Below are 12,371 nucleotides of genomic sequence, written 5' to 3'. Positions count from 1 at the left end.
CGCCGCCCGCCGCGACCAGATATTTCCCATCCTGGGCGACGCCGATATCGAGCGCATGCGCCGGTTCAGCGAGCTGAGTTCTTAATGCCGCCGGCGAGCATATCGTCGCCTGCCGGCCCGCAGCATGACGCGCTGATCTTCTGTTGCTCCTCGAGCCAGCGGTCGCGCGGCTTGCAGCTTGCCGGCCGGGGCGACAGCCCGACATGCACGGCGTCGGCGACAATTTCCGGCAGGGCAGCGCGGTAGAGCTGCATCGGCCGCACACCGTCGCTGACCTCGAAGGTCAACTTGGCCGAATGGTCTAGCCCGACATGCTCGGTGACCTTGCGGATGATGGCCGAGAATTTGGCTGCCGGCATGTGTGTGCGGTCTTCGTTCACGTCCAACAGCTGCACGAAAATCTCCGACCAGGATTCGGGGTTGGCGCCGCAATCCAGCGCCGCGAACTGGCCGGCCTTCACCTCGGTGACGTGATAGCCGGGCTGGACGACGCGGCCGTCGTAGAAAAACACCAGCTGCTTTTCCTTGTGCGCGGCCAGGAATCCCAGCAGGCCGTCAATGGTGATGTCGGCGGGATCTTGTATCGCGACACGGTCAAATTCGGTGTTGTCAGGGGCGAGCATCTGCGGTAATCCTCATTTCGATATTTTTAGGATTGTTGAAATATGGACGAACGTCAAGCCCTTTCCGCCTTCGGGGCGCTGTCACAGGAAACGCGGCTGAAGCTGCTGCGGCGGCTGGTCGTTGCAGGCCCCGACGGCATCGCCGCGGGCGCGCTGGCGGAACAGGTGGAGGTCTCGGCGTCGAATGTCAGCTTTCATCTGAAGGAACTGGAGCGCGCCGGGCTGGTCGCCCAGCGGCGGGATTCCAGGTCGATCGTCTACAGCGCCGAATATGACGCGCTGACCGGCCTTATTCGGTTCCTGATGGAGGATTGCTGCTCCGGCCGGCCGGAGATCTGTTCGCCGGCGCTCAACCCGACGTGCTGCGTCCCGAAAAAAGAAAGCCGTGCCGATGCCTGAATACAGCGTGCCGCGCCGTGTCGCGGCCGAGGCGCTCGGCACGGCTTTCCTCGTCGCCACCGTAGTCGGCTCCGGCATCATGGCCGAGACGCTGACGACGGACAAAGCTGTAGCGCTTCTCGGCAATACGCTGCCGACAGGCGCCATTCTCGTCGTGCTCATCACCATTCTTGGGCCAATCTCCGGCGCCCATTTCAATCCAGCAGTCACGCTGGTCTTCACGGTCCTGCGGCAGCTGCCGATGCGCATTGCCGGTCTGTACGTCGTGGCGCAAATCCTGGGCGGCATCGTCGGCACGGTGACGGCGCACGCCATGTTCGGTCAGGCCCTGGTCCAGGCGTCAGCACATATCCGAACGGGTGCGGCGCAGTGGCTCTCCGAAGGGACTGCCACCTTCGGTCTGGTCGCCGTCATCCTGGCCGGCTTGCGCTTCGAGCGGACCGCCATTCCCTGGCTGGTCGGGCTCTACATCACGGCCGCGTACTGGTTCACGGCTTCAACGTCCTTTGCCAATCCGGCCGTGGCTGTCGCCCGCTCGCTGACCAACAGCTTTTCCGGCATCCGGCCGGCCGACCTTCCCGGCTTCATCCTTGCCGAGATTGCCGGGGCACTCATTGCCGCCGCCGCAATGCGCTGGCTTCTAACTCCCGCCGACACCACACCACAGACCGAAAGGGCAGGGCCGTGACCATCACCATCTATCACAACCCCGATTGCGGGACGTCGCGCAACACGCTCGCTCTCCTCGTGGCGAGCGGCGAGACGCCTGCCGTCATCGAATATCTGAAAGACCCGCCCTCGCGCGAACGGCTGGTGGGCCTGCTCGAGGCCATGGACTTACCGGCGCGCGCGCTGTTGCGCGAAAAGGGCACGCCCTATGCCGAGCTGGGTCTGGCCGATGCCAAATGGAGCGAGGAGGAGCTGATCGACCAGATGCTCGCCTATCCCATCCTCATCAATCGGCCTATCGTCGAGACGCCGCGCGGCACGCGGCTTTGCCGGCCGTCCGAGCTGGTTCTGGATTTGCTAGACCACCCTGTTCGGGACTTCGTGAAGGAAGACGGCGAGAGGGTCGCCTACGAGCCTAAAGCGGCAGATGCTTCATGAAATAGATAGAGACTTTCGGCTGGCCATGCGGGTCGACAAAGTGATGTGGGACAGAGCCGACCTCGTGCCAGTCGAGCCGCCTGTAGAGTCGCTCGCTGGCCCCGCCCTCGACCGTATCGAGGAGGAGCAAGGACCGTTTTCTGCTGATGGCCTCACGCTCGACAGCCTGCATGAGAGCGAGACCGATGCCTTGCCGCTGGAAGTCGCGATGAACGAGGAGTTTGTAAACCTCGGCCCGGTGTGGTGCGTTCGGCTCCGGCGAAAGATAAAGTTGAACCGTGCCGACGACACGGCCGTCGATATCGGCGCAGACGAGAAGCCGTTCGCCTTCCCTCACCGAACGAAAAACACCCTCCCAATGTGTCAGCGCCTGAGGTTCGTCGAAAGGAAGCACGAAGCCGACGAGCGCGCCGTCTTCGACGCTCTGGGTCAGCATCTCGGCAAGGGCTCGCACATGAAGCCTTGCCTCATTCTCATCAAACACGGCGATGCGCATCAGGTCTTTCCTCTTGAGTGCTCAGAAATAGCGGGCTTTGACGGGCTCGTGAAGGCACCGACGATAGCCGCTCCACTCGCTTCTCGGGAGCATGCCTGAGTGGCTACAATCCCAAGTCGTCCGGTCATCGTCACGACCCTCGGCCTCACGCAAATCATGGCATGGGGCTCCTCCTACTATCTGCCGGCCGTCATTGGCCCTGCCGTGTCGGCTCAGACCGGCTGGCCCTTTCCCTGGGTGATCGGCAGCCTGTCGCTCGGGCTGCTGGTCGCGGGCCTGATATCGCCGCATGTCGGTGCCGCGATCGAACGCCACGGTGGCCGCATGACGCTCGCCTTCAGCGCCGTTTGCCTGGGCATTGGCCAGCTCGTTCTTGCCGCGTCGCCGACACTGGCCGTCTTCGTCGCCGGCTGGCTGATCATGGGTTTCGGCATGGGCGCCGGCCTTTATGACGCCGCCTTCAGCACGCTCGGACGGCTGTATGGGCGCAATGCCCGTTCGACCATCACCAGCCTGACGCTGTTTGGCGGTTTCGCCAGCACGGTGTGCTGGCCGATTTCGGCGTTTCTGCTCGATGCGTTCGGCTGGCGCGGCGTGTGCCTGGTTTATGCGGCACTCCAGCTTGTGGCGGCGTTGCCGGCCTATCTGTTCATCCTGCCGCGCGGCGTTCCCGCCGAAGCGTCTGCGCAGACGACTGTCGCGCCGGAAACGGGCCTGGCGCCGCGCAGCCTGCCGCTGATGGCGACACTGGCGGCAAGCATCACGTTCTCAGCGGTCATATCGTCGACCTTGTCGGTGCATCTGCTGACCGTGCTGCAAACCACCGGCCTGGCGCTCGGCGCGGCGGTCGGCCTCGGCGCGCTGGTCGGTCCTTCCCAGGTCGGCGCCCGCGCCATCGAGATGATGATCGCGCGCTATCACCATCCGATCTGGACCAAACTTGCCTCAGTGACGTTTGTTGTCATCGGTGTGGCGACACTCTGGGCCGGGCTGCCGGTACTGCCGGTCGCCCTGGTGTTCTACGGCGCTGGCATCGGCCTGGAATCGATCGCGCGCGGCACGTTGCCGCTCGCCCTGTTTGGCGCTACCGGCTATGCGAAGCTGATGGGTCGGCTCGCCATGCCGAGTTTGATCGCTCAAGCCGCGGCGCCCTCCGTCGGCGCGCTGCTACTTCAACATACCGGTGAGCGGGGATTGCTGACCGTACTGCTCGGCCTCGCGCTGATCAACGTGGCGCTGGTCGGCGCGCTGTTTGCCTTGCAGCAACGAGCTTTGAATGCTGCCTGAGTGCCAGCCCGGTTGCATTGAGCGCGATCAACCTGATTTTGCGGGAGCCAGCATTCGCTTTAGCGTGCCATCGCGAAGCCAAAACTGGTGAAAAATTGCCGCCAAAGCATGCATCGAAATGAGCACGATAAACACCGGCTTGTTGAGTGAATGGATGTCGCCCCATGGGTCGCCGACATAGAAGGCGAGGAGCCCAAGGATCGGGGTCGCCAGGAGCAGCAGATAGAACAGGCTATGCGAGGCACGCGCCGCAAGCTGCATCCAAGTCGGGCCGCTTTCAGCAGGCTTGGGCGCGCCTGATGCCAAGCGCACCACAAGTCTGATTATGACCAGAGCCAGGATCGACAGCCCTACCCAATAATGTGCAGAACCCATCGCCTGGTCTGCTGGAGAGAGCGCAGTCTTGCTTTCGGCAGCATCAACGACGGTCGTCATGCTCTCCCCAAAGAGCAGCTGAAACAACACAAGAGCTGCTATCATCCAGTGAAGTGAAATTTGAAAAGTTGAATAGCCCGATCTAGTTTCTGTCATTTGTTTCGCCTGATGTTGAAGCAGCCTCGCAGTACTGAATAGCTGGGGAATCTTGGCGCAATTAGGCTTGAATCCTCCCGAAATTGTGGTCGTCGCCTTACTGATTTGTAAGCTGATGACGTCAGTTTTTCGGATCACGGAGGAGCACGAGACGTTCATCGATGGAAGGGAAGAGTGCGATGTGCCCTTTTGGGTCTGGGACGCCGAATTCGCGGAGCCGCCATCAACCTCCCTTCCGGTCATTCCGCAATAAACCGCTTCAACAGAGCCATCCCAGGCGTTGCGGTCCAACCCCATGGCTCCTACCGTCAATGCCGACGCGATAGAGCACCGAATCGAGCTCGGCACCAATCGGCGTTGATAAGTTGTTTCAGGTCAGTATCAAGCCGGCCAACAAGACCGCAAAGATCACCGACACCGGCACGGCAAGAAGCCACCGCGCTTCCAATACGCTGTTGTGTGGATCATCCATTGTCTTGTTCCCTGGTGAAAAGCTGGCTCCAGCGCTCCTCCCGCGCTGGAGCCGCAGCCGATCGGCTCAACCGCCGTTGGCGGGAGCCGGGGCTGGAGCCGCCGGCGCGGGCGCAGGTGCCTCAACCTTGGGCGCAGAGGCAGGCGCCTCGGCCTTGGGAGCAGAGGCGGGCGCCTCAACCTTAGGCACGTCGACTTTCACGTTGATGTCTTGTCCACCACCGCCGCCATTGAGATTGATGACGCCGGTGACGAAAAGCAGGGCAAGGATGGCAACGATTGCGACAACAACCGCTACCGCCGTTCCTGCGCCTCCTCCAGAATTCACTACAGTTGGTCCGTCAGCCATTTCGTCCTCCTTTTAAGTTCTCGAGGGGCAACGGCGGCTGTAAGCCTTTGTTCCTGCTCAGGGTATTCAGTCGTAAAGCGTTAAGACTTCAGTCCGAACCGGAGCGGCTTCCGAGACGCTCGGGTCTCCCGTGTCCGGTCAGCCAAGGAAGCACGCGCCACTCGCACTTGCTGGTCACCAGACATTCCGAGCCTCGTTCGGCGGCCCAGAGCGTGTTTCGCCTGCATAGGACGTAAGTCCGATAAAACGAGCAATGGTCCTATGGGCAGGACTTTTTGGGAACACGGAGCACGTCTGACTGTTGTTTGAGATCGCGGTTTGAAGCCGGAGTTTGCCTGCGATTTAGGTTTTGGTGTGAACAGGGAGAGCCGTCGTGAACAGGATCATATGGGCCGTTGGGGCTGTTGTTATCGTCATCGCCATACTGAGCTTTTTTGGGCTCCGGTAAGACCGGGATTTGAGGTGCAGAGTTATGACTCAATCCGTGCAAGCACCGCTCCTGCCCGAGACCAGCCAAGATCGGGAGATCAATTGTGAAGTCGCATTGGAGGCGGCATTTGGCGAGCTGGTGGCGGCGGCATTGGCTCAAGGGTGGACACCCCAGGAAACAGCTGCCGCTTTGGTCAACATAGCTGCCGAGCACGCCCAGAAAGTTGACGAGCTTGTCGTAGACGCCTCACCTGCTCACACTGGCTAGGTGGCCGGTCTAGTTGGCCTCAGAAGGAGCGTTGCTCCTCCTGCAGACGAAGTCGCGGGGCCAAACCTGCCCTTCCGGTCAGGCTGCCAACAAACTGCTTCAAACCCGGCGCTCATGACGCTACGCTCCCAACCATGGCCCCACCCGCACAGCCGATCACAGTCACGCGCCGCGACCAGATGTTTCCCATCCTGGGCGACGCCGATATCGAGCGCATGCGCCGGTTCGGCGAGGCGAGTTCTTATGAAGCGGGCGAGCATATCGTCACCGCGGGCAGCGTGGCGCCGGGGCTGATCGTCATCCTGTCGGGCGCGGTCGACATCACCCAGGATGTCGGGCCTGGCCGGCGCGAGACCATCGTCACCCATGGTCCCGGCAACTTCATCGGTGAGCTGGCGCAGCTTTCGAGCCGGCCATCGCTGGTCAATGCCGAAGCGAAAGAGCCGGTCGAGGCCTTCGTCATTCCCTCGCAGCGGCTGCGCGACCTGATGGTGCAGGAGGCCTATCTCGGCGAGCGGATCATGCGGGCACTGATCCTGCGCCGCGTCGGGCTCCTGGAAAGCGGCAGCAGCGGGCCGATCGTCATCGGCCCGGCCGGCAATGGCGATACGCTGCGGCTGCAGGGGTTTCTGCGCCGCAGCGGGCAGCCGCACCGGGCGCTGGACTCCGACACCGACCCGTGCGCCAAAACGCTGATCGGGCATTTTCATGTCGACCCGCACCATCTGCCGATCGTGCTCTGCCCCAACGGCAAGCTGATGCACAATCCCGGCGACACCGAACTCGCCCGCTGCATCGGCCTGCTGCGGCCGATCGACCCCGACAAGATCTATGACGTCGCCATCGTCGGCGCCGGTCCGGCGGGGCTGGCGGCCGCGGTCTATGCGGCGTCCGAAGGCCTGTCGACCATCGTGCTCGATTGCCGTGCCTTCGGCGGCCAGGCCGGCGCCTCCGCGCGCATCGAGAACTATCTCGGTTTCCCCACCGGGATCACCGGCATGGCGCTGATGGCGCGCGCCTACAACCAGGCGCAGAAATTCGGCGTCGAAATCGTCATCCCCGACGAGGCGAAGCTGCTCGGCGCAGCGAGCGAGGGCTACACGCTCGCCGTCGGCGACGGCGAAAGCCTGCGCGCGCGCACCGTGGTGATCGCCAGCGGCGCGCGCTACCGCCGGCTCGACATCGCCAATCTGGCCGAGTTCGAGGGCACCTCGGTGCATTACTGGGCCTCGCCGATCGAGGCGCGGCTGTGCGCGGGCCAAGAGGTGGCGCTGGTCGGCGCCGGCAATTCGGCGGGCCAGGCGGCTGTCTATCTCGCCAGCCAGGTGCGCAAGGTGACGATGCTGGCGCGCCGCGGCGGCCTCAGGGAAACGATGTCGCGCTATCTGGTCGAGCGTATCGAGGCGCAGCCCAACATCGAGGTGCTGGGCGAGACCGAGATCGAGGCGCTGGAAGGCGAAGGCGGCAATCTCACCGCGCTCAGCTGGCGCAATCAGGCGACCGGCGATGTCGAAACCCGCCCGATCCAGCATCTCTTCCTGTTCATCGGCGCCGATCCGAACACCGACTGGCTGGCTGAGTGCAATGTGGCGCTGGACGCCAAGGGTTTCGTGCGCACCGGCGCCGACGTGGCGGCGGGGCTGATGGAAACCAGCCGCAGCGGCGTGTTCGCCATCGGCGATGTGCGCTCCGGCTCGGTCAAGCGGGTGGCGGCCGCCGTTGGCGAAGGCGCCCAGGTGGTGGCGGCCTTGCATGCCTATCTCGCGCGAACCAACGCAGCAGCGCCCGAACTGGCCAGGAGAGCATGATGGATGAATGCAGACACACGGCAGGCATCAAGAAGGTGACGCCGAGCGCGCTCGGCTGCGAAGAATGCCTGAAGAGCGGCTCGATGTGGGTGCATCTCAGGCTCTGCCGCACCTGCGGTCACGTCGGCTGCTGCGACGACTCGCCCAACCGCCACGCCACCAAGCACTTTCATGCCACCAAGCATCCGGTCATCGAGGGATACGACCCGCCGGAAGGCTGGGCCTGGTGCTTTGTCGACGAGGTGTTCATCGACCTCGACGGCGACGTGACGCCGCAGAACGGACCTATCCCGAAGTTTTTCTGAGGCGGCGCCCAGGTGCATCGTCGCACCGCGCCTGTCGAGGCTCGCTCGGACTAATCCGGTTTGGTGGTCCAAGCTCCCACCTCGGATCGGCCCATCAATGTGCCGCTCCGACCAGCCTCGGAAAGAATGCGGTCTAGTAGCGTCGGATGGCCGATTTCGGAGGATGCGGCAATTCCGAGCCTTTCCATGGTTGGCAATTGCGTCTCGACCAGATCAGTCACGAGATGCGCGACCTCCAGTGCTCGTGGCCCAGAACCGATGACTGCCTCCAGTCTCAGGTTCGGTGCAGGCAACCCAGCATCCTCGAACACTGACGCGAGACGTGTGCCAAGGCGTGCTTGGGCGCCCGCTGCTTCGATTGTCCGGCTGAGCCAGTTGCAAACTCGATCGTAGGTCGGCGACGATGGAGACGATCGGGCACCATCCCAATCCAGTTCGTGGAATGCGACGATCCCCCCGGGCCGCAAGTGGCGCACGATGCGCCGGAGTGAACGTGCCGGGTCAGGCATGAATTGGAGAACATAACGGCCGACCACAGCGTCGAACGGCTGTTCAAAATCCAATTCGGCCGCATCGCCATGCCTGAATGAGACCCGGCTTGTATTGGCCTCCTTGGCCCGTAACGCAGCCCGTTCGACAGAGGAAACCGAAACATCGGTGCCGACAACCTCTCCGGTCGTCCCTACCATTTCCCGACAGAGAAACGCGACATCGCCCGCCCCGCTGCCGATGTCGAGAACGCGCATTCCCTTTCCTATTCCGGCAGCCTCGAGGAACCGTCGCGTTATCGGATCGATCAGTTGGGCTTGCGTCGTCAGGCGGCGCAATTCCGCCTCCGCATAGCCAAGCGCATAGTCGGCTTCGTTCATGACGAACCTCAATTGGGGATCTGGCAACGTCCGAAGGCGACAAATAGGCTAGCACAGCCCGCCGGGTCCGTCTCACGAGAAGTCTATGGCTGTCCGGGCTATGAACGCGCCTATCGCACGGAGCCGGTTACGGTGCGGTCGATGGCGTCGGGATTGCGCTGGTTGCCGGCAAGCGCGGCGATGACCAGAAGGCTGGCGACGACCGGGACAAACAGGATGGCCACGCGCGCCTGCACATAAAAAATGGCGCGCCATTCGCTGCGCTTTTCGGGGCTGTTGTCCATCACACTCACTCTGTCACGCCTCCCCCAGGCAGGGCATAGCGGGGAAGGGTTAAGCAAAGGCTTCCGATTATGTTAACGGGGGCGAGTCTGGGGTCTTAGGCGCGTCGCTGAAACCAGCATATCGGCAAAATCAATCTCGTCGGCTAGCGCCGCCGACGTCAGACATCGGTGCGCATCCTGTCGCGCCTACCCCCGCAGCGCCTGATCCAGATCCGCGATCAGATCGTCGCCATCCTCGATGCCGGCGGACAGGCGCACCAGCGAATCCGAAATGCCGATCGCTGCCCGCTTTTCCGCGGGAATCGAGCCGTGCGTCATCAACGCTGGGTGTTCGATCAGGCTTTCGACGCCGCCGAGGCTTTCGGCCAGGGTGAACAATTGCGTGCGTTCGAGGAAGCGTTTGGTGCCGGCGAGGTCGCGGTCGAGGTCGACCGAGATCATGCCGCCGAAGGCGTGCATCTGCTGGACGGCGATGGCGTGCTGCGGATGGCTGGCGAGGCCGGGATAGACAACGCGGCGCACGTCTTTTCGCGCCTCCAGCCATTGCGCGATCTTAAGGCCGTTCGCCGAGTGCCGCTCCATCCTGAGCGCCAGCGTCTTGATGCCGCGCAGCGCCAGAAAACTGTCGAACGGGCCGGAGATGGCGCCGATGGCGTTTTGCAGGAATTTCAGCTGGGCGGCGAGATCCTTGTTGTCGCCGACGACCGCGACGCCGCCGACCATGTCGGAATGGCCGTTGAGATACTTTGTTGTCGAATGGACGACTATGTCAATGCCGAGCTCCAGCGGCCGCTGGATATAGGGGCTGCAGAAGGTGTTGTCGGCGACCGTCAAAACGCCCTTGCGCTTGGCGAGTGCTGCGACGCCTTCGAGGTCGACGATACGCAGCAGCGGGTTGGTGGGGGTCTCGACCCAGAGCAGTTTCGTCTCCGGGCGGATCGCGGCTTCGACGGCGGCGAGGTCGGTGAAGTCGACGAAGCTCACCTGCAGATTGGCCGAGCGCTTGCGCACCCGCTCCATCAGCCGGAACGAGCCGCCATAGATGTCGTCGGTGGCGACGATATGGGCGCCGCTGTCGAGCAGTTCCAGCACGGTCGAGATCGCCGCCAGGCCGGAGGCGAAAGCGAAGGCATTGGTGCCGCTTTCGAGATCGGCCACCCCGCGCTCGAAGGCGAAGCGCGTCGGGTTCTGGCTGCGGGCATATTCAAAACCCTTGTGCACGCCGGGCGACTGCTGGCCATAGGTCGAGGTCGCGTAGATCGGCACCATCACCGCGCCGGTCAGCGGGTCGTGGCTCTGGCCGCCATGGATGGTGCGGGTCGAAAACGCCAGGCGGTTCTTGCCCGTCGGGGTGTTTGCATTCATCGCGCGCGCCTCAAATGGTTGATCAGGTCGATACGGGTTATCAGGCCGACGAATTCGTCGCCATCGAAGATGATGGCGACCTCGTTGCGGTCGAACACCGGCAGCAGCGCATCCAGCGTCTGGCTGGCCTGCAGCGTGTGCAGATTGGAGGTCATGGCTGTGCGCACCGGAGCGTTGAAGCGGTCCCAGCGGCCGTCATAGGGACCGTCGACCTTGGACAGGATATCGCTCTCGTCGACGATGCCGACCAGCTTGCCATTGTCCAGCACCGGCAGCTGCGAGACATCGGAGCGGCGCATGCGGCCATAGGCGTTGAGCAGGCTCTCGTCCGGGCCGACGAACACGGTGTCGCCCGTGCGGTGCGAGCGCATGACGAGATCGCGCAGGTCGCCATGTTGCTCCTGCTCGGCGAGGCCCTGTTCGGCCAGCCAGAAATCGTCGAACACTTTCGACAGATACTTGTTGCCGCTGTCGCAGACGAAGGTGACGACGCGCTTTGCCGTCGTCTGCTCGCGGCAATAGCGAAGGGCGGCCGACAAAAGCGTGCCGGAGGACGAGCCGGCCAGAATGCCTTCCTTGGACAAGAGATCGCGCACGGCCAGCATGCTCTGCTTGTCGGGGATGGAATACGCCTTCTTGACCAGCGACAGATCGGCATTGGGCGGCACGAAGTCCTCGCCTATGCCTTCGACGGTCCAGCTGCCGGCCTCTTCCATCTTGCCGGTCTTGATCAGCGGCGCCAGCACCGAGCCCACCGGATCGGCCAGCACCATCTCGGTGTTCGGCGACACTTTTGCGAAGTAGCGGCCAAGCCCGGTGAGCGTGCCGCCGGAGCCGACGCCGACCACCACGGCGTCGACATCGCCCTCGAGCTGCGAAAAGATCTCCGGGCCGGTGGTGGTTTCATGCGCGAGAGGGTTGGCCGGATTGGCGAACTGGTTGGCATAGAAAGCGCCTGGCGTTTCCGCCGCGATCTTCTCGGCCATGTCCTGATAATATTCGGGGTGACCCTTGCCGACGTCGGAGCGCGTCATGCGCACTTCGGCGCCGAGCGCGCGCAGATGCTGGATCTTTTCGCGCGACATCTTGTCGGGCACGACGAGGATGATGCGGTAGCCCTTCGGGATGCCAACCTGGGCGAGGCCGAGGCCGGTATTCCCCGCGGTCGCCTCGACAATGGTGCCGCCGCGCTTAAGCTTGCCCTGTTTCTCTGCCGCCGCGATCATCGACAGCGCGATGCGGTCCTTGATCGAGCCGCCGGGATTCTGACTTTCGAGCTTGATGAACAGCCGGCATTTTCCGGTGTCGAATTTGGTCAATTCGACCACCGGCGTCTGGCCGATGAGGTCTAGGACCGAGGCATAGGGCGGACGCAGGCGTGACAACGCTCCGTCTGAACTGCCTGGCGCAGCTTTTCTCTGCTCGCTCATATCGATGTGCTCCCTGATCCAAGCGACCGCCTCGGGGGCAGAGCGGCAGCGTAGCTTCTTTTCAAGCCGTTTGCAGGCGGAAAGAAGGTAGATCGTGCCAATCAACTGGCCAGAGGAGGAATGGAATTCCGCGAGCGGTTGCCCGGGGTCGCGATCGACTTGCGAGACCGGGAAACAGTCAGGGCACGCCTGGTGTGCGAGGCATTAGGCGGCTGAACGCGCGCGCTCTCTTTGATTTTTGACGCACTTTGGCCGGGGAAATCGCTCACACTTTTCCCAGAAATGGTGTCCAGACGTCCCATTACGGCAGGGACTTCAGTCTTAATTGAGATACAGCTAATATATATGTA

General features: G+C 62.9%; 14 protein-coding genes. 6 read left to right on the top strand and 8 right to left on the bottom strand.

All coding sequences use genetic code 11. The annotated features are described in order from the left end of the window. Positions 1-65 precede the first annotated feature (65 nt). Positions 66-623: a DUF6428 family protein gene (locus AC1D1L_RS28190; RefSeq protein WP_477344523.1), complete on the bottom strand. Its 558-nt coding sequence runs from the start codon at positions 621-623 to the stop codon at positions 66-68. A 42-nt stretch (positions 624-665) separates the two neighbouring features. Here AC1D1L_RS28190 and AC1D1L_RS28185 point away from each other — a divergent pair, with 42 nt between their 5' ends. The 3 genes from AC1D1L_RS28185 to arsC are packed head-to-tail and all read left to right on the top strand — an operon-like array spanning position 666 to position 2,129. Continuing rightward, positions 666-1,022: an ArsR/SmtB family transcription factor gene (locus tag AC1D1L_RS28185; RefSeq protein WP_477344522.1), complete on the top strand. Its 357-nt coding sequence runs from the start codon at positions 666-668 to the stop codon at positions 1,020-1,022. Continuing rightward, positions 1,015-1,710, top strand: coding sequence for an aquaporin (locus AC1D1L_RS28180; protein ID WP_477344521.1), 696 nt, complete (start codon positions 1,015-1,017; stop codon positions 1,708-1,710). The genes AC1D1L_RS28185 and AC1D1L_RS28180 overlap by 8 nt, the downstream gene beginning before the upstream one ends. Next, positions 1,707-2,129: an arsenate reductase (glutaredoxin) gene (arsC, locus tag AC1D1L_RS28175; protein WP_477344520.1), complete on the top strand. Its 423-nt coding sequence runs from the start codon at positions 1,707-1,709 to the stop codon at positions 2,127-2,129. Before AC1D1L_RS28180 ends, arsC begins: the two co-directional genes overlap by 4 nt. On the opposite strand, the gene AC1D1L_RS28170 is transcribed toward arsC, so the two are convergent. Next, positions 2,107-2,625, bottom strand: coding sequence for an N-acetyltransferase family protein (locus AC1D1L_RS28170; protein ID WP_477344519.1), 519 nt, complete (start codon positions 2,623-2,625; stop codon positions 2,107-2,109). The two genes, arsC and AC1D1L_RS28170, sit on opposite strands and share 23 nt — an antisense overlap. A gap of 156 nt (positions 2,626-2,781) precedes the next feature. Here AC1D1L_RS28170 and AC1D1L_RS28165 point away from each other — a divergent pair, with 156 nt between their 5' ends. Then, a complete protein-coding gene (locus tag AC1D1L_RS28165; RefSeq protein ID WP_477344564.1) occupies positions 2,782-3,912 on the top strand; it encodes an MFS transporter in 1,131 nt (376 codons plus the stop codon). 27 nt (positions 3,913-3,939) lie between these two features. On the opposite strand, the gene AC1D1L_RS28160 is transcribed toward AC1D1L_RS28165, so the two are convergent. Both AC1D1L_RS28160 and AC1D1L_RS28155 read right to left on the bottom strand, forming a co-directional pair. Further along, on the bottom strand, positions 3,940-4,734 hold the full coding sequence (locus AC1D1L_RS28160) for a cytochrome b (RefSeq protein ID WP_477344518.1): 795 nt from the start codon (positions 4,732-4,734) through the stop codon (positions 3,940-3,942). Between the two features lie 247 nt (positions 4,735-4,981). After that, positions 4,982-5,263: a hypothetical protein gene (locus tag AC1D1L_RS28155; protein WP_477344517.1), complete on the bottom strand. Its 282-nt coding sequence runs from the start codon at positions 5,261-5,263 to the stop codon at positions 4,982-4,984. Positions 5,264-6,094: 831 nt separating this feature from the next. On the opposite strand from AC1D1L_RS28155, the gene AC1D1L_RS28150 reads away from it, so the two are divergent. Both AC1D1L_RS28150 and AC1D1L_RS28145 read left to right on the top strand, forming a co-directional pair. Further along, positions 6,095-7,768, top strand: coding sequence for an FAD-dependent oxidoreductase (locus tag AC1D1L_RS28150; protein WP_477344516.1), 1,674 nt, complete (start codon positions 6,095-6,097; stop codon positions 7,766-7,768). After that, complete coding sequence (locus AC1D1L_RS28145) at positions 7,765-8,073, top strand: UBP-type zinc finger domain-containing protein (RefSeq protein ID WP_436262195.1); 309 nt, start codon at positions 7,765-7,767, stop codon at positions 8,071-8,073. Before AC1D1L_RS28150 ends, AC1D1L_RS28145 begins: the two co-directional genes overlap by 4 nt. 50 nt (positions 8,074-8,123) lie before the next feature. Here AC1D1L_RS28145 and AC1D1L_RS28140 read toward each other — a convergent pair whose 3' ends face one another. The 4 genes from AC1D1L_RS28140 to AC1D1L_RS28125 form a co-directional block, all read right to left on the bottom strand. Then, complete coding sequence (locus AC1D1L_RS28140) at positions 8,124-8,942, bottom strand: class I SAM-dependent methyltransferase (protein WP_477344515.1); 819 nt, start codon at positions 8,940-8,942, stop codon at positions 8,124-8,126. Positions 8,943-9,052: 110 nt separating this feature from the next. Then, positions 9,053-9,235, bottom strand: a complete 183-nt coding sequence (locus AC1D1L_RS28135; protein WP_477344567.1) for a hypothetical protein — start codon at positions 9,233-9,235, stop codon at positions 9,053-9,055. 177 nt (positions 9,236-9,412) lie between these two features. Further along, positions 9,413-10,591, bottom strand: coding sequence for a trans-sulfuration enzyme family protein (locus tag AC1D1L_RS28130; protein ID WP_477344513.1), 1,179 nt, complete (start codon positions 10,589-10,591; stop codon positions 9,413-9,415). Continuing rightward, positions 10,588-12,021, bottom strand: coding sequence for a pyridoxal-phosphate dependent enzyme (locus tag AC1D1L_RS28125; protein ID WP_477344512.1), 1,434 nt, complete (start codon positions 12,019-12,021; stop codon positions 10,588-10,590). Before AC1D1L_RS28125 ends, AC1D1L_RS28130 begins: the two co-directional genes overlap by 4 nt. Positions 12,022-12,371: the final 350 nt, after the last annotated feature.

Source organism: Mesorhizobium sp. P2_D6 (genome assembly GCF_056404315.1).
This window is presented reverse-complemented; position numbering and strand designations above follow the sequence as displayed.

Bases quoted from the DNA above. Each gene is read 5' to 3' on its own strand.
- AC1D1L_RS28190 (WP_477344523.1), bottom strand. From the start codon at position 623: ATGCTCGCCCCTGACAACACCGAATTTGACCGTGTCGCGATACAAGAT.
- AC1D1L_RS28185 (WP_477344522.1), top strand. From the start codon at position 666: ATGGACGAACGTCAAGCCCTTTCCGCCTTCGGGGCGCTGTCACAGGAA.
- AC1D1L_RS28180 (WP_477344521.1), top strand. From the start codon at position 1,015: ATGCCTGAATACAGCGTGCCGCGCCGTGTCGCGGCCGAGGCGCTCGGC.
- AC1D1L_RS28170 (WP_477344519.1), bottom strand. From the start codon at position 2,625: ATGCGCATCGCCGTGTTTGATGAGAATGAGGCAAGGCTTCATGTGCGA.
- AC1D1L_RS28165 (WP_477344564.1), top strand. From the start codon at position 2,782: ATGGCATGGGGCTCCTCCTACTATCTGCCGGCCGTCATTGGCCCTGCC.
- AC1D1L_RS28155 (WP_477344517.1), bottom strand. From the start codon at position 5,263: ATGGCTGACGGACCAACTGTAGTGAATTCTGGAGGAGGCGCAGGAACG.
- AC1D1L_RS28150 (WP_477344516.1), top strand. From the start codon at position 6,095: ATGGCCCCACCCGCACAGCCGATCACAGTCACGCGCCGCGACCAGATG.
- AC1D1L_RS28145 (WP_436262195.1), top strand. From the start codon at position 7,765: ATGATGGATGAATGCAGACACACGGCAGGCATCAAGAAGGTGACGCCG.
- AC1D1L_RS28140 (WP_477344515.1), bottom strand. From the start codon at position 8,942: ATGAACGAAGCCGACTATGCGCTTGGCTATGCGGAGGCGGAATTGCGC.
- AC1D1L_RS28130 (WP_477344513.1), bottom strand. From the start codon at position 10,591: ATGAATGCAAACACCCCGACGGGCAAGAACCGCCTGGCGTTTTCGACC.
- AC1D1L_RS28125 (WP_477344512.1), bottom strand. From the start codon at position 12,021: ATGAGCGAGCAGAGAAAAGCTGCGCCAGGCAGTTCAGACGGAGCGTTG.